At 43.7% G+C, this 15634-nt stretch carries 13 protein-coding genes; 2 read left to right on the top strand and 11 right to left on the bottom strand.

Going from position 1 to position 15634, the window contains the following annotated elements:
• Positions 1 to 6: 6 nt before the first annotated feature.
• From pbpG to H8K52_RS00440, 4 genes are all read right to left on the bottom strand, one after another.
• A complete protein-coding gene (gene pbpG, locus H8K52_RS00455) occupies positions 7 to 1101 on the bottom strand; it encodes a D-alanyl-D-alanine endopeptidase (protein ID WP_186920551.1) in 1095 nt (364 codons plus the stop codon).
• 199 nt (positions 1102 to 1300) lie between these two features.
• Positions 1301 to 1996 carry a nitroreductase gene (locus H8K52_RS00450; RefSeq protein ID WP_186920550.1) on the bottom strand — a complete coding sequence of 232 codons (696 nt, stop codon included), beginning with the start codon at positions 1994 to 1996 and terminating at the stop codon, positions 1301 to 1303.
• A 13-nt stretch (positions 1997 to 2009) separates the two neighbouring features.
• Positions 2010 to 4022 carry an ATP-dependent DNA helicase gene (locus tag H8K52_RS00445; RefSeq protein WP_186920549.1) on the bottom strand — a complete coding sequence of 671 codons (2013 nt, stop codon included), beginning with the start codon at positions 4020 to 4022 and terminating at the stop codon, positions 2010 to 2012.
• 103 nt (positions 4023 to 4125) lie between these two features.
• Positions 4126 to 4326 (bottom strand): YdcH family protein, encoded by a 201-nt coding sequence (locus tag H8K52_RS00440; RefSeq protein WP_186889399.1) that lies wholly within the window; start codon positions 4324 to 4326, stop codon positions 4126 to 4128.
• An 81-nt stretch (positions 4327 to 4407) separates the two neighbouring features.
• Here H8K52_RS00440 and H8K52_RS00435 point away from each other — a divergent pair, with 81 nt between their 5' ends.
• Positions 4408 to 5205, top strand: coding sequence for a PP2C family protein-serine/threonine phosphatase (locus H8K52_RS00435; protein WP_186920548.1), 798 nt, complete (start codon positions 4408 to 4410; stop codon positions 5203 to 5205).
• Positions 5206 to 5345: 140 nt separating this feature from the next.
• Here the strand turns inward: H8K52_RS00435 and nadC are convergent, their stop codons facing one another.
• The 4 genes from nadC to H8K52_RS00415 all read right to left on the bottom strand — a co-directional run bounded on the left by nadC (position 5346) and on the right by H8K52_RS00415 (position 9539).
• Positions 5346 to 6242 carry a carboxylating nicotinate-nucleotide diphosphorylase gene (gene nadC / locus H8K52_RS00430; RefSeq protein ID WP_186920547.1) on the bottom strand — a complete coding sequence of 299 codons (897 nt, stop codon included), beginning with the start codon at positions 6240 to 6242 and terminating at the stop codon, positions 5346 to 5348.
• 2 nt (positions 6243 to 6244) lie between these two features.
• Positions 6245 to 7378, bottom strand: a complete 1134-nt coding sequence (nadA, locus tag H8K52_RS00425; RefSeq protein WP_186920546.1) for a quinolinate synthase NadA — start codon at positions 7376 to 7378, stop codon at positions 6245 to 6247.
• Between the two features lie 462 nt (positions 7379 to 7840).
• A complete protein-coding gene (locus H8K52_RS00420) occupies positions 7841 to 8467 on the bottom strand; it encodes a hypothetical protein (RefSeq protein WP_186920545.1) in 627 nt (208 codons plus the stop codon).
• A gap of 22 nt (positions 8468 to 8489) precedes the next feature.
• The gene (locus tag H8K52_RS00415; RefSeq protein ID WP_186920544.1) at positions 8490 to 9539 is read right to left on the bottom strand and encodes a hypothetical protein; all 1050 of its coding nucleotides are present in this window, start codon (positions 9537 to 9539) and stop codon (positions 8490 to 8492) included.
• A 321-nt stretch (positions 9540 to 9860) separates the two neighbouring features.
• Between H8K52_RS00415 and H8K52_RS21515 the strand changes: the two genes are divergently transcribed.
• Positions 9861 to 9995, top strand: a complete 135-nt coding sequence (locus H8K52_RS21515; RefSeq protein WP_281387902.1) for a hypothetical protein — start codon at positions 9861 to 9863, stop codon at positions 9993 to 9995.
• Between the two features lie 108 nt (positions 9996 to 10103).
• Here H8K52_RS21515 and H8K52_RS00410 read toward each other — a convergent pair whose 3' ends face one another.
• The 3 genes from H8K52_RS00410 to H8K52_RS00400 are packed head-to-tail and all read right to left on the bottom strand — an operon-like array spanning position 10104 to position 15617.
• Positions 10104 to 11519: a dynamin family protein gene (locus tag H8K52_RS00410; RefSeq protein WP_186920543.1), complete on the bottom strand. Its 1416-nt coding sequence runs from the start codon at positions 11517 to 11519 to the stop codon at positions 10104 to 10106.
• Positions 11509 to 13356 carry a dynamin family protein gene (locus H8K52_RS00405; RefSeq protein ID WP_186920542.1) on the bottom strand — a complete coding sequence of 616 codons (1848 nt, stop codon included), beginning with the start codon at positions 13354 to 13356 and terminating at the stop codon, positions 11509 to 11511. Before H8K52_RS00405 ends, H8K52_RS00410 begins: the two co-directional genes overlap by 11 nt.
• On the bottom strand, positions 13353 to 15617 hold the full coding sequence (locus H8K52_RS00400) for a dynamin family protein (RefSeq protein WP_186920541.1): 2265 nt from the start codon (positions 15615 to 15617) through the stop codon (positions 13353 to 13355). The genes H8K52_RS00405 and H8K52_RS00400 overlap by 4 nt, the downstream gene beginning before the upstream one ends.
• Positions 15618 to 15634: the final 17 nt, after the last annotated feature.

Here is a 15634-nt window from a genome sequence, read left to right as displayed (position 1 = left end):
CAAACACTATGCCTGAGGGCGCATCGCTTGTATCCACTTTTTAATTCGGCCTGCATCTGCCATACGTGAATACTTACCTTTCGAATCCAAGAATACCATCACAACAGCACGGCCTTCGATTATCGCTTGCATCACCAAACAACGACCTGCTTCTGCAATGTAACCGGTCTTTTGCAACCCAATATTCCACTCTGAATTCTCTACCAAATGATTGGTTGTTCCATATTCCAATAAACGCTTGCCTTTAGGATTAACGACGTAGCGTGTATCGGTCGAATATTCGCGAATCAAAGGAAACTGATAAGCCGCATTAATGAGTTTGACCAAATCGCGCGCACTGGCCACGTTCTTACTGGATAAGCCGCTAGAATCAACATAATAGGTATCATTCATACCCAATTGCTTGGCTTTAGCATTCATCGCTGCGACAAATGCTGGCAAACCGCCAGGATAACTACGCCCTAATGCAGACGCAGCGCGATTCTCTGAACTCATTAAGGCGATATGCAATAAATCGGCACGCGATAATTTGGCACCGATCGCTAAGCGTGATCCAGTACCCTTTTCTTTATCCAAATCCTCAGTCGTAATCTCAATCATTTCATCAAGATCTAACTTCGCCTCGACCACAATTAAACTAGTCATCAACTTGGTAATTGATGCGATAGGTAAAGAGACTTCAGAATTTTTTTCAAACAAGACTTTTGAACTATCTTGATCCACCACAAAAGCCGCATTTGACGCCAATGACAATGGGTCTTTCGATTGTTTTAACCCAACCGCATCGCCTATACTTGGGCCTTCGTTGACTAAATTCGCATATCGAACGCTACCACGCTTTCCTTTCACTAGCTTTTTGGATTTTGAAACAACCAAAGTTTGCTTACTTCGCTTAGAGGATTTTTTTGAAGCGAGGGACTTAGTGTGAACCAGTGTGGATTTTTTGGCGCTAGATTTTTTCGTACGATGATGGGTATCGTTGGCAGCGCTAACTTGTGAAACAGCAAAAATTGAGGCGAGTGCAAGAGTTGAAAAAACAGTTTTATTGAATGTAAAACCAAACATAGATTTCACCATAGACTTCAAACGTAGTGCAACCATGTAATACTCCTTGAGGCAAAAAATTTCCTGATGGAACGCAGTGTAGCAAATTCTTCATAATTCGCAAGAGAATTAAAGACTTAGCGAGACTTCCTCATTAAAATTCTTCGCATTTGAATCACAAGTTATTAAATCATATAAATTTTTAATATTGATTTGATCTGCAATTCGATATTTATTACAAAAAAACAAACGCAAATTAATCAAAAAATTTCACAAAATCTTCCAACTTTGCCCTTTCGGTTTGTAGGGAATTTTCAACTTTGCTCATATCGGCAAAGCCTAATGACATACCACACACCAGCATTTCTTGATCACCAATACCCAATTCTGTTGCAATAATCCTGTGATACTGGGTAAAAGCAGCCTGCGGACAGGTATCGAGCCCCCGCGCTCGCGCTGCCAGCATGATGTTCTGTAAAAACATGCCGTAGTCCAACCACGAGCCCTGCTCCATAATTCGATCGATGGTAAAAATTAAGCCGACTGGGGCATCAAAAAATTGATAGTTGCGGCCATGTTGCGCATGCATACCAAGTTTATTTTCACGCCCCAAGCCCAGCAATGAATACAGATCCCAGCCGACCTTACGGCGTCGATCTATGTAGGGGCTGCGCCATTCAACTGGATAATATTTGTATTCTTCGGTATGCGTTTTGGCGATTTCAGGATCATTGTGTGCCGCAAGAATTTTTGACGACAAAGAACGCAGAATTTCACCAGTCAACACATACACTTTCCATGGTTGTGTATTGGTGCCAGAGGGTGCGCGAGCAGCCACCTCCAATATCGCGCCAATGTCTTCACGAGCAACTGGTGTATCCAAAAATGCTCGCATTGAACGACGTGCGCGGATCACTTGGTCAACGACTTCTTGTTCAGCATTTATAATCATGCTCACTCCCTGCTTATTGTTTATTACGGGCCTGATCAAGTTCAGCAAAAAACTGTAAAACGACAGGCAATTCACGGGTACGTGCAAACGCTGGCAGGCTTTGCCAAATACGCTTGCCGTATGGCTTCGAGATCAATCTAGGATCACAAATCATCAACACACCACGATCCGTTTCATCACGTATCAAACGTCCGGCACCCTGCTTTAAATTAATGATCGCTTCTGGCAATTGGTGATGAACAAAACCGTTCAGGCCTTTCTTTTCCATCGCCTCAATCCTGGCAGCCAGCACAGGATCATCTGGTGGCGCAAATGGTAGCTTATCGATCACGACTAAGGACAACGCTTCACCACGCACATCGACGCCTTCCCAAAAACTTTGCGAACCGATCAAAACACCATTACCCGATGCACGGAAGCGATCCAATAATTCAGTACGCCCCGCATCCCCCTGCACAAACAAAGGGAAATTCAATTCTCGTTTGGCGAATTCATCCTTGAGGCGCTCGGCACAATGTTTCACCGCTTTATTCGTTGTACAAAGTAAAAAAGTTCTGCCGCCAGCTGCCTCAATTACAGGCAAAGCCATATCAACCACAGCGTCGGTGTATTCTCTGGAATTAGGCTGTGGCATGCCATCAGGCACGTATAAAATGCCCTGTTCCTGATAATTAAATGGACTAGGCCAAGTCCGTGCAGGCTCATCCCACAGGCCCATTTGTGAGACGTAATGCGTAAAGTCATTTTTCACCGCCATGGTTGCGGAGGCAAAAATCCAGGTGCGCGGCACACCTTCACGTTGCTTGTTAAAGATCGGCGCAATCGATAAGGGAGTTCGATGCAATTGCAAAGTCGTTGAGTAAGCCTCTATCCACAATACGCATTCAGGCTTACCTTTTGCCTCTTTTGAGTTGGGATCTAATTCACGCCAATCATCTAATTGATCTTGTAAATCAATCGCCCGCACGCGACACTGCTCTATCGTTTCGGCGCGTTCAGCCTGTTTTTCTAATACTTTAATCAGATCGCCTAAGCAATCTTTTAAAGTTTCTAAATGCGGGAAAAATTCACTAGAAGGCGCAATTTGCTGCAGCGATAATCGGATTGAATCTTGCGGAAATGCCAGGCGCAGATCACGCGCGGCGCGCTCGACTGGTGCCACCATTTTCGCCCACTCTGCACCATCACGCGCATGGGACAAACCTTCGGCCAAGGTATCTCTGCACAATTCTAAAATCTGCGAGGTTGAAATTGCATCGCCAAAAAATAGTGTCGCTGTCTCCGGCAACTGATGTGCCTCATCAAAAATGACGGTATTTGCCGAGGGTAAGAGTTCAGCAATCCCGGTATCTTTCAAAGCCAGATCGGCAAAAAACAAATGATGATTGACCACCACCACATCCGCCTGCTGCGCCTCTTTGCGCGCTTTCATCACAAAACAATCTTGATAATACTGGCATTCCGAACCCATACAGTTATCTTTGGTCGACGTCACCAGACTCCATACTGGTGCGGACTCCGGAACCCTTGCTAACTCAGCCTTATCGCCACTAGTCGTCGTTTTAATGAAACGCGAAATATCACGCAAATAACCAACATCTTCACGCGAAGTCAAACGTCCATTTTGCAGAGTTCGTTCCAAATGAAAATGACAAAGATAATTGGCACGTCCCTTCAATAGAGCGACCGAAACTGGCGCTTTCAATACTTTTTTAATGGTGGGAATATCACGCAAATACAATTGATCTTGTAAATTTTTTGTTCCGGTAGACACGATCACTTTGCCGCCCCAAAGCAATGCAGGAATCAAATACGCAAAGGTTTTACCGGTCCCTGTTCCAGCTTCTGCAAGCAAAGTCTTTTGTCCAGCAATCGCCTGTGCAATCGCCTTTGCCATCTCAATTTGTGCTTGTCGCGAGCGATAACCGGGAATGGAGGCGCTAAGCAATCCCGTGTCGCCGAAGATTTTTTCTACTTCTGGATCGTGAATACCAGGCGGATTCGACGTTAAATTATGTTCAGTCAAAATAAAATGCGCTCAAATACAACAAAAAAACAAAACCAACTATCTAAAAGGTACGCTCGGGATACATTCCAGTAAGAACATGCACCCGACACAGTTACTGAGGCTACGCCGGAATATCTGGGGATAGCTGCATTTTTAGTAGCGCGATATAATCCTTTAACTGCAATTTACGCTTCTTTAGGCGACGCAACTGCAATTCATCATGATTTGGGTCTTTAATAATTGCCTCAATCACCGAATCGAGGTCGCGATGTTCAACTTCTAGTTCACAAATGCGCATTCGAATTTGATTTGTATGGTCCATAAGCCTTAAGAACGAGTAAAATGCAACGAGTTTAATTAAAAAGAATTCGGAATTTCCGACTAGTGTAATCTACCACGACGTATGAGCCAATATAAGATCGAAGCAGGCACCGCTCAACATATCGGTGATCGTAAAGAACAACAAGACCGCGTCGCCCTTTTCGCCGCTCCTCACGCCCCAGGCCACATGATGGCCGTGGTGGCCGATGGCATGGGAGGCAAAAGTGGAGGCGCTATCGCTGCGGAACAAGTCGTGCGCTCAGCTAAAATGCTGTTTGACGAGTTTTTCCCGGGCAATGATATTAAGAAGATGCTGGAAGCCATCGTCCATGAAGCCCACACTGTCATCAAATTATCTGCCGTTTCCTCAGAAAAAGAACCACACAGCACGTTCGCCGCAGTGGTGATCTCACCAGATAAAGCTATTTGGGCGCATGTGGGCGATTCTCGCCTATATCGTTTTGACGGACCAAACTATGCAGAAAGAACAAAAGATCACTCCTATGTAGAACGCCTTGTTGATGAAGGCGTGATTACCGCCGAGGAAGCAAAAAATCATAAGATGTCTAACGTGCTTGTGAATGTACTCGGTTCAAAAAATGCGATTCCCTATGTGAGCTATGGTGAAAAAGATAATCTCGGTCCTGGTGATTCCTTTTTACTGTGCTCTGACGGCTTATGGCACTATTTTGCAGATATCGAATTATCCGTTGCGGTAGGAGCTAGTTCACCGCGTCAGGCTTCAGAGTTACTCATCAAAAAAGCCCGCGATCGCGCTAACTCACAAGGTGATAATGTCTCTTTCGCCATTGTGAAGTTAATAGCACCGCCGGTGGAACAAAAAAATTATATCGCACAGAAAATGACACGCATTACATGATGCATCTCAATCCAACTCATTTGGGTTAAGTAAAGCGCTGAAGGCAATCGCTTAACACAATTGATTTTCATACTCTACGGCTCGCTCACACTGCGAGCCGCTTACATTTGTCAGCGCAAATTTGCACTAAGCATTTGCACTCAAGCCTGAATCCGCAAAGAAAAATCAACTGCTTTCAAATCTTTGGTCAAACCGCCAATTGAAATACGGTCAACCCCAGTTTCTGCGATGGCACGTACAGTTGTCAAATCCACGCCGCCAGAGGCTTCCAACAAAGCCCGACCTTGATTGATTGAGACAGCCTCACGCATCATGGCGACATCAAAATTATCCAGCAAAATCGAATTTGCACCAGCGCTTAATGCTTGCTGCAACTCATCCAAAGATTCCACTTCAATTTGCACTGTAATCTGACGATTATGATTGGCGACTACTACCCCAGCACAAGATAATGCATTCGCGATACCACCCGCTGCGGCAATATGATTTTCTTTAATCAGAATCCCATCATACAAAGCCAAGCGCTGATTTTTCCCACCCCCGACACGCACAGCATATTTCTGTGCCAAACGCATACCTGGCAAGGTTTTGCGCGTATCAAGAATCGCCGCCGATGTACCGCCGATCAAATCGACATAACGGTGAGTTACCGTCGCCACACCCGACAACAACTGCAAAAAATTCAATGCACTACGCTCTGCAGTCAATAAACTCCGTGCCGGCGCATGAATTTTACACACCACAGTATCTGCCTTCATTAGAGCACCTTCTGCATACTGCCAATCAATTCGCATACTCTTATCCAGCGCAAACATGACTGCATCAAACCAAGGCGCACCGCATAAAATGGCATCTTCACGCACCACAACATGAGCGACCGCCACCGCGTTCGAGGGCACCAACTCACCAGTCAAATCACCGCTCCCCACATCTTCCGTCAAAGCCAACTGCACACTAGCATTTAAAGCATTCAAAAGATCGGTATCAAACGGCGCAAACGCATTCTGTAAATTTGTATTTTGGAGATTCATAGCCATCCTTAAGCTGGACCAATGCCAGAAAAGAGTTTCGCGTCGCGCGCCAAATCACCACTAGGGATCACATTCGCTTTTCGTGCTGCAGCAAAATCCAACATGCGATCAATTGAACGCTTCGCTTGCTGCCCAATCGCAGGGTCGACCTGAATTTGATTCTCACCAGTTTCAAGCACATGCAAAAGATTGCGCAAACCATTCATCGCCATCCAAGGACAATGCGCACAACTCTTACAAGTCGCACTATTGCCAGCCGTAGGTGCCACAATAAATCTTTTACCCGGTGCCGCCATCTGCATCTTATGCAAAATACCGTTGTCAGTAGCCACAATAAATTCTTGCGCATCCATGGTTTTAGCGGCATTAATTAATTGCGACGTGGACCCCACTACATCCGCTAACGCCACAACCGAGGCAGGCGACTCTGGATGCACCAAAATCTTCGCCGCGGGGTGAGACTCCCTCAGAATCTCTAATTCAATTCCTTTAAATTCGTCGTGCACGAGGCATGAGCCTTGCCACAACAACATGTCAGCACCAGTCTGTTTTTGAATGTAGCCACCCAAGTGTTTATCTGGCGCCCAAAGAATTTTCTTACCCTGAGCATGCAGATGCGCAACGATATCCAAACCAACACTAGAAGTCACCATCCAATCTGCACGCGCCTTCACCGCCGCACTAGTATTCGCGTACACCACCACGGTACGATCAGAATGAGCATCACAAAATGCGGCAAATTCGTCGGGATCACAGCCGAGATCCAAAGAACATGTTGCATCTAAATCCGGCATTAAGATTGTCTTCTCAGGACTAAGAATTTTCGCAGTCTCGCCCATGAACTTTACACCAGCAACAATCAAAGTCTGAGCGGCATGATCGCGTCCAAAACGTGCCATTTCCAAGGAATCAGAGACACAACCGCCCGTCTCTTCCGCTAGGTCCTGCAAGTCGGAATCCACATAATAATGTGCCACCAACACTGCCTGCTTTTCCTTCAACAGCTCAGCAATACGCTTTTTCAATTGGATTTTTTCATCAATACTCGGAGTATCGGGCACACGCGCCCACGCCGATGCAGTACAACTACTCCCAACATCCATTTGCGGACGCTCAAATTCAATAACTTTGGTCGCTTCCATTTCATGCCCCGGACATAAAAAACACCAGTTTAACAGCAATAAAAAAACCCGCCCTTCATCTGAAGGGCGGGTTTAGAAAAACTTACTACAATATAAAATGGTGCCGAGGCCGGAATTATAAAAAACCCCAAACCCCTTATACACATTAGGTTTCAACTATTGGGCAATATTAGTTACCCCCAAAGTTACCCCACCATTAGCAAAGCATCGAATCCACCCATGAAGATCCAAAGCATGCTGACATTTTACCATACACAAAGGGATGATATTTTTCAATCAAATGAAATTAAACAATAGGAAAAAACTTGAAACGTATCAGATGGCATTTACATCGACCAGCTATGCGATCGATGAAAACAATAAAAACAAGAAAGACAACATGATATTCACCTTCTGTGGTTCAGTTATTCGACACGACTACAAGAACAAAGACCTGCAGAAACAAATCTTTGTTCAAATCGACTAATCAGCAGAATGATGAACTTGTGGCACGTATCCAGCTTTCACCGCGCCAACTACAGATTTGGGCGTGAGGACATCAACGACAAAATCTTCCGGTAAAACACCTTCGTATTTTGAATATCCATCAGCAGACCATTCGAGCAACTTATTGTTCCACTTTAAGACTGCGACCCCATTGATTGAAATGAAAACTCCGTTGGGAACTTCATTCAAACTAGACTGGTATGTCACCTTGGTGCCATCTCGCCCTGCGCGCTCGGTATGGACTTGCTTATCAATCTGTGCAATGCTTATGCTGCCGGATTCACATGACTCTAAATTCGCCATCTGCCAAAGTTCCTTAAAACGCTTGTAGTCATCTCTACGACATTCACCACATGGCCTATGTCCGGCAGATAAAGCAGTCACTTCATCAAGAAAAAACAATTCGGAATAGTTACCCTTACTAAAAATCTCACGTCGAATGCCTGGATAATCAAGCCTACAAGTCACCCACGCTTTATGGCGCCATTGCTTGATAATGTGCTTTTCATCGTTATGAAGTATTCCGCGATTTCCTAAAAACTTCCCACGCGAATTGATGGCTTTCAGTTGGCCAAAAGGCGTAACACGATTTTGTAATGTCATTTGATATGAATACTCAGTTGGTTTATGGACGTGGTCTAGCGTTCGTATCTCTCAGGCTGCTGGGATCAGTACTCAATTTAGAAAACCACTCTTGCCCGATTTCTTGGGTATAGGGTCTTAAACTAACTAAAGTAAATGCACTACCAGATGCAACGGCTTTACGGTACTGAGAAAATTCTTTGCTGATTTCTTTATCTTTAAGATCACTAGCGTAACCTCCTCGGCGTACATGTGCCAAGAAATCTAACCACAATTGTGGGTTAGTAAATCGACGATGCAGTTTGTGTATGTGGCAGTGGAGACAGAGGGCATATTCTGCGGTACCGCCCCACAAGTACGGAAGACTATAATCTTCGTCATGAGATTTAACTTCCACATTAGGGTCACCACATAACTGGCACGGGCCGGATGCAGGCTGCAACACTCCCATTTCTTGAAGTCGATGCGCTTCTTTTAATTTTGCTTCGCGCTCTTTCCAGCTATATCCGTTGTACCACCCGCCCGTGGACTCATTCTCGACTTTGCAAATTAACTCTGCGTACTCTATCAAAGCGGGGCAATGAGTCGCTGCGAAATTGGACTTATTTCGTACTTTTCCAATCGATGTATGGCTTGCACGATCAATGTATCGCCTGCGCAATCCAGCAAGGCGCTTAATCTGCTCTCCAACATCATCCAAAATATCCTCTAAATTCATCGAATGCAAGGTACCAAGCATAAAGCTATAACACCAATGAGCTTGTCCAATAGATGCGTAATTCATAGCAACTATTGATTCAAATTCCGGATTGAGATTGAATGCTAAATCACAATCATCACCTGCAAGCAATATGCGGAGCTCGATCTGACAGCCGGACTTCCGTGCCGATTCAACTTTTTGAAAAGTACAACTTAAAGCTTCAACTTGACCAACGTTTAAGCGAAACCCATTTTTCAACATTGTTGTAGACCAGGCACCAGAATATTCCCTAGCTATGGAAACAGATTCCAGCAGCTGAGATAAAAAAAAGATTTGATCATCTTTCGCTGGTAAGACATGGCGAAAGTAGATCTGTATTTCTGTAAGAGTCATCCCATATCCTGAATTCTTTAAAGATACCTTTATCAACAAACATGTAATTCAAAAATTCCACGGCATAAACTTTGTCTACAACCACAAATCTATGTAAGTGATTTTATACGTAACAACCATAAATGAGTATCGCGACAGATACTGTCGCGACTTTAGCCCATCATTTGGTTATCGACAGAAAGAAACCCATAATCACATCAGCAAATTAAAGAGGAAGGCAAAATGGAAAACGCTTGGATACCTTGATCGCAAAAACGAAAAAAAAGTCGAGCGATCGCTAGCATCATATTTAATATCTACTTTCTTCAAAAGGAAAAAATCATGGGAAACAATACGTCACCACTGGAAAGTCTCGCTGCATTTGCAATCACATTTGTCGCTGGAATTGTCACGACTGCTGCATTGGGCAGCTATATTCGTTGGATTAAAGAAGCTCAAGTTGATAGCAAAGATTAGCGCGAATAGGGATAAAAATTCATTTACCTATTTTTTGAGATTTGAAATATCTCTAATTTTTAACCTGCAAGTCGAGGATCAAATAGTTGATTGATCCTCGACATTAGACTAAATTGAGCTCATTACTTTTCTCATTGCTTTCTTAATTTGATCACCTTCTTCTATCAGATCACGTAGGTGTTTTAATGGCTCTATTGTTGCCTTAAGTTCTTCTAGGTAGTTCGACGCGCGCTCGCGCAAAACCAAGAGCCTTTCTATATCATCGTGATCAAATGCGGCGGCAGGAACATCGGGTTCTGCTGGCTCTTCAGCAGGCTTTGTTGACCTGCCTGAAAAAAATGGCCAGGGAGATGTTGGATCGACCGAAGGCGTAGTTTCTAAAATTATTTTTTTTCGTGCGCGTTTCTTTTTCGGTGGTGCAGTGATCTGATCGAACAAGTCATTAGCCTTGTTCAAATTTAAGGTAAGAGAACGAAATCGATTCACCATTTGTTGCCGCTCTTCAATGGCGAATTCTATACTTTCTTTGTACTCCCTAAAAATGCCATCAAGCTGCTGCTTTATTTTGCGAAGAGGGTCTTCTGAAGGTTCATCGAATGCTTTTAAGAATGTGTTGATGCCGCGTTTGTATTGCGCATACGAGTGTGCTTCGACTGAACTATAAGCACAAATACCTTCATACGGAATGCGTTCACTCTGCAACTGAGTTTTAACTTCTGCCATTATTTCGGCGATCTGGCTTTGTGGACGCAAATCCGCTTTGTTCAGCACTACATAGACAGGTTTTCCACGGATAACCCAATGAAGTATCGGCGCTATGTCATCTTGAGGCAAGGTACCAGTCGAGTCTATTCCTAGTACCCAAATCAAGGCATCTGATTTGTCGCTGTAATCCTCAGTTGTCTGTGCGTCTTGAACAGTATTGTCATTGAATCCAGCGGGATTATGTCCAGGCAAATCAATTAAGCCAATATGTTCTAGTTTGAGTATTGCCGTATCAATTACAATAAATGGAATAACCTCTTTTGGGTTAATGCTGGCCTCGTGAATTACCTCGTGTGTCAAATGTCGGTAAAGATCAATCTCAATCGTGATTCCGCCACCATGCACAGTATGCCCCGTAATGTTATCGCTGTTGCCAGCGATAACATATGTCGGTATCGCCGTAATAGGCTCAATGCCACTTGGCAGACGCATAGATTTATTCTGCATTAAGCTAGAGACGAAGGCCGATTTGCCAGCACTAAAACCACCACCCACCGCGACTAGTCGTTTGCGTCTTATTGCTGCCGTGGCGGTTAAAACTTCTAATTGCTGTAAGATCGACCGCCATTCTTCAGCATGACTTTCGTATATTTCTTGCGAAATCATTGACCCTGCTTGTCTGGCGAACGCAGCAAATTTGGTGTCGATTAGGTTTTTGAAGACGGATAAAGGGGAATTCTCTTCAGGTTTTGATCTGAGTGCAGGAACTATAAGTTCCTTAAGTAAACGATGTTGTATGTTTGCTTCATCACCATTCATCGTTAAGTACCTCCGTCATGGCTTCCTCAATATGGGTAGCTGTGTCGAGCAGCTCGTTAAGAATAAGCAAGTCGGTTCGCCCATTCATATCATTTAATCTTTGCGACAAATCCTGCCGCACTTTTTGTGCGCGTACAGATCTCTTTTCTTTGATTTCAATTGGTGATTTTGTATCAAGCTTATCCTTTAGAAGCGACCCTAGAGTCGGTATTGGATTTACATTCTCGATCGATTCAGACGTTTCATATTTATTTGTATCATCCGCATTGGACTCTTGAATTTCTTCATCAAATATCCCTAGTTCGTGCAAATCCAATAACTGATCTTTGACTATAGTAGCTAAGCCTTTTCGATGTTCGATTTCGTGCAGAAATGCATCTCTGTAGGAATCGAATACTTGTTTGACGTCGGCAATTAGTCTGTCCTTACGTAAGCTAGGTACATTCCAAATTTGTAGCATCTCTTGCAGACTGGCCTTCTCGAAAGCTAATTCCCGTTTTTCTACGCTGCTATACGCACTGATTCCTATATATTCGATGCCAAGGGTATCTAAAGTGTCTCCGATTTGTTTCATCACTTCCATAACTTGCGTAAGTGGACGCAAATCTGCTTTATTAATAACAATACCAAGCGGCGTTAATGGAAGGTGCGCTGTCAGGTACTCAATATCACTATGAGATATTTCTCCATTAGCATCGAGTGCAATCACCCAAAGCACTGCATCGGCTTGTTGTAGCGCTTCAACAGTTGCAGTGCTATCAGAGGCAGTGATTCCTATTGAGGGTGGGTTATAGCCAGGGGTATCGATAAAGCACAGGTGATCCAATTGATCTGTCCATTGGGTTTCCAATGCAACAAAGGGAAGTATGCGTCGAAGGTCAAACCCTAATGATTCGACAAATTTATGCCCCATTTTGGCATATAGCTCCGAAGAAATCGCGACAGTACCACCGTGTGCAGCAAAGCCAGTAATCACCGAACGCTCACCAGAGACGATATAGGTAGGTATTGCAGTCACCGGCTCTATTCCTATCGGCAAACGAACCAAGGATTTATCATCAAAAAAGCTTGTTAACAAAGATGATTTCCCGCTGCTAAAGCCTCCCGCAATGGCGACAATGGTTTTTTCGCGAAATACCGGAAATCTCGAGAGTAATCGCACTTCATCAGAGACAGCTTGTAACTGAAGTACCGCATCAGCTTCACGATCGAAAAAATTTTCTGAGTTTGCAAATGCCATGAAATCATCGTAGAACAGGCGTTGAAAATTTTGATGTTTAGGCAGATAGTCGTCTTGAGCACTCAATATATCTTTTAAAAAAATATGTGATGTTTGCATCACAATAAAACCTGCACGCTCGTTTTGCAAAACCAGTGACTGTGCCTCATGCTCTTGTTTCAAATCTGTATGTGAAATGTATAGCCTATCGAAAGACTGTTGAATCTCGTCTTTAAGTTCGGTCAGGATGATAAATTCCTGACTTAGCTTTTTCAAATTGACTTGCACTATCTGAGACGCAACACGCTCTTCATTCAAGACTTGCGATTGAGCCACATGCTCTTGCTTCAAATCGGTATGCGAAATCTGTAGCGTTTCGAAAGACTTTTGAAGGGCATCTCTTTCATGGTTTAACTTCAAAAAATCATGATTCAAAGCTTCTAATTTTCCTTGGATAACTCCAAACTCTTTTATGGACTGAACTAAGTTTGACTCTGCTTCCAATATCAATTGCGAGAGGACATTGACATCAGTGCTGCGACCCCAGCACCTCCACCAACATGATAATCGTTCAAGCGATGATCGTGCGCGTTCGACAAAATGTGGTGTAAGGCTCATGCTGCCATCTCTTCAAGCAGAGATAACAATTTATCATACCGTTGCTTAGTAGCTTGACAATCTTTGAGTTGCTTTCTGAGTTCTTCTGCCTCTTGTAGCAAGTCATCAAATAAAGCTTCACCGATACTTTTCTTTTCAGACTCCTTTAACTGCTTCTCGAATTTCTCGACATAGGTGCCGCTTAATTTCTTTAAATTATCAAGATATTCTTTTGCAGCCTCACCAAACGCTACTGCTTGGGAAGACTCAAGTTTGCCTGTCGCATACATGTTGTCTGGTATGCTAGGAAGCTCCGGTACCGGCACTGACAGCATATCATTGACCACATTTCGCAAATTTCTCTTGATTTCATTCACATCAATATAAGTACTATCGATGGCTTCACGTAATGCCGCCAAAATATCTTTGTTTGCATCATTACGCCATTTGATGCCAGTTTTGCCGACTAATTCAATGAGCGATGTCTCAAGGATTGCACTAAAGTTCTCGAATTCACGCCTGACACTGGCAGCATCAATTATCATGACAGAGTAGTCTTCTGTGCCTCCAGTCCCGACTACTCTCTTCATCCAAGACCACATACCGGAAACGTTACGTGTCCTTAATTCAGAGCCTTTGGCGCTCTCCGCTTTGCTAGATGCTTTCTCAAAACTCGTATTTATTAACTTCTTTAGTTCTATGGGTAAGTTAATCCGCAAATCCTGAAGCAACTGATCATAAACGGTAACAGCTGATGCAATTCCTACTTTACGTACAGAATTGATTTCCTTTAATCTGGCATTAACTTCACCTAAGTCCGAATTAATAAAAATAGATTGGTGCTTTTCGGCTCTGACTTTAAGTGCACTCACTAAGGCTTCACTTGCCTGCAACTGACCATCGAGATAGTCAGACTCACGACAGGCAAAAATATTGGTTTTATGATGTCGGACGTGATGTAATGATTGAACGACCGAAGGTAGGCCGGACAAGGCTTCCAAGGTTTGTTTGCGTTGTTCAGGATTTGCGAACCCTAAGGGATATTTTTTCTGCAACATCTCATCAGCATGCTTGATAGTGTCATTCCATTTTGCAGGTGGAAGTGTTTGCATCGCATATGCTACGCTTGACGTTGTTAGCATTCGTTGCTCAAGTTGCTCAGATAAATCACCAATTTGTAAGCGTTGCACCGCTTCACTATCGAACACTTTTTGAGCCTGTTTAATCAAACTCTTTTTCTGGCGACTGATTGCCTCAAGAATCTCTCCTGCGCAATCCTGTAATTCGGCGCCAAATAGCTGACCATCAATTTGACTGGCAATCACAAAAATTTCTCTTACACCTTCACGGCTTGCCAAGCGCTCCAGTAACTCTAGATCCTGTGTTGTGAGAAATTGTCCAGCGGGACTAATAACGAATACAGCGTCACACTCCTTCAACATATCTTGAGTCCGCTTTTCACGGGATAGTATGGGATCATTTAGACCCGGTGTATCAACCACGCAGATGTCTTTTAACGATTCAAAAGGTAATTCCAGATGCAAACATTTGGTGTAGGGTGTATGCCGTCCTTTCGCACCGACATAATCCCCTAGGCTTCGACTCAATTCTGCAATACTATTCTTCTCAATTCGTAGATCTTTTGGTCGCTTCTCAATGCCACCAGCCTCAACCACATTGCACCAAAGTTCATGCGCAGAAGCAGTGCTAGGATTTTTGCTTTGCAATTCTTTCTTAACGATGTCGTACCATTCATTGTCAGTTTTCTCAGGAATTGCGCGCACCGCCACTGACGGCGACTTGCGGGAAGCAGCAATATTAGAAGTAGGCGCAGTCACGCGTAAGGCTGCTTGTTGACGGTGCTGCTTTTTTTCTTCTATCCCTTTAGAGATCGCCTCTTCGTGATCTTTAAAAAGTCTCTCAAACGCCAACAGATCTATTTTGGAAAAAAATTCCACACGCATGGCTGGACGATCTCCATAGCTCAAAGTTGTTAGAGCCGCAGTCATCGGTGTTGCTGCATGTGGTAACACATCTTTACCATCAAAAAACAAGGCATTTAGTAGCGAGGACTTACCTGCTTTCACCCTACCAATAATGCCAATTTGCAGGGTTCTATTTTCTTCTTTTAGTATTTTGAGATGATTTTCGATATCGCCTATCGAATGCACTTTTGAGTCATCTATGGCGGACTTGAAGTCATTACCAATCAGATCCCCGAACTGCGTTTGAATTACTTGCACTTGCTTTAATTGCTGAATTAGTTGATCTTTTACTTGCATGATTTATCCGTGGTCGT

The sequence above is a fragment of the Affinundibacterium seohonense genome (genome assembly GCF_014284305.1).
In the GTDB taxonomy this organism is placed as follows: Bacteria; Pseudomonadota; Gammaproteobacteria; order Burkholderiales; family Burkholderiaceae_D; genus Undibacterium; species Undibacterium seohonense.
This window is presented reverse-complemented; position numbering and strand designations above follow the sequence as displayed.

Excerpts from the sequence above, each read along its gene's own strand:
- H8K52_RS00450 (WP_186920550.1), bottom strand. The coding sequence starts at position 1,996 with ATGATTATAAATGCTGAACAAGAAGTCGTTGACCAAGTGATCCGCGCA.
- H8K52_RS00410 (WP_186920543.1), bottom strand. The coding sequence starts at position 11,519 with ATGAATGGTGATGAAGCAAACATACAACATCGTTTACTTAAGGAACTT.
- nadA (WP_186920546.1), bottom strand. The coding sequence starts at position 7,378 with ATGGAAGCGACCAAAGTTATTGAATTTGAGCGTCCGCAAATGGATGTT.
- H8K52_RS21515 (WP_281387902.1), top strand. The coding sequence starts at position 9,861 with ATGGGAAACAATACGTCACCACTGGAAAGTCTCGCTGCATTTGCAATC.
- H8K52_RS00420 (WP_186920545.1), bottom strand. The coding sequence starts at position 8,467 with ATGACATTACAAAATCGTGTTACGCCTTTTGGCCAACTGAAAGCCATC.
- H8K52_RS00405 (WP_186920542.1), bottom strand. The coding sequence starts at position 13,356 with ATGAGCCTTACACCACATTTTGTCGAACGCGCACGATCATCGCTTGAA.
- H8K52_RS00435 (WP_186920548.1), top strand. The coding sequence starts at position 4,408 with ATGAGCCAATATAAGATCGAAGCAGGCACCGCTCAACATATCGGTGAT.
- nadC (WP_186920547.1), bottom strand. The coding sequence starts at position 6,242 with ATGGCTATGAATCTCCAAAATACAAATTTACAGAATGCGTTTGCGCCG.
- H8K52_RS00440 (WP_186889399.1), bottom strand. The coding sequence starts at position 4,326 with ATGGACCATACAAATCAAATTCGAATGCGCATTTGTGAACTAGAAGTT.
- H8K52_RS00400 (WP_186920541.1), bottom strand. The coding sequence starts at position 15,617 with ATGCAAGTAAAAGATCAACTAATTCAGCAATTAAAGCAAGTGCAAGTA.
- H8K52_RS00415 (WP_186920544.1), bottom strand. The coding sequence starts at position 9,539 with ATGACTCTTACAGAAATACAGATCTACTTTCGCCATGTCTTACCAGCG.
- pbpG (WP_186920551.1), bottom strand. The coding sequence starts at position 1,101 with ATGGTTGCACTACGTTTGAAGTCTATGGTGAAATCTATGTTTGGTTTT.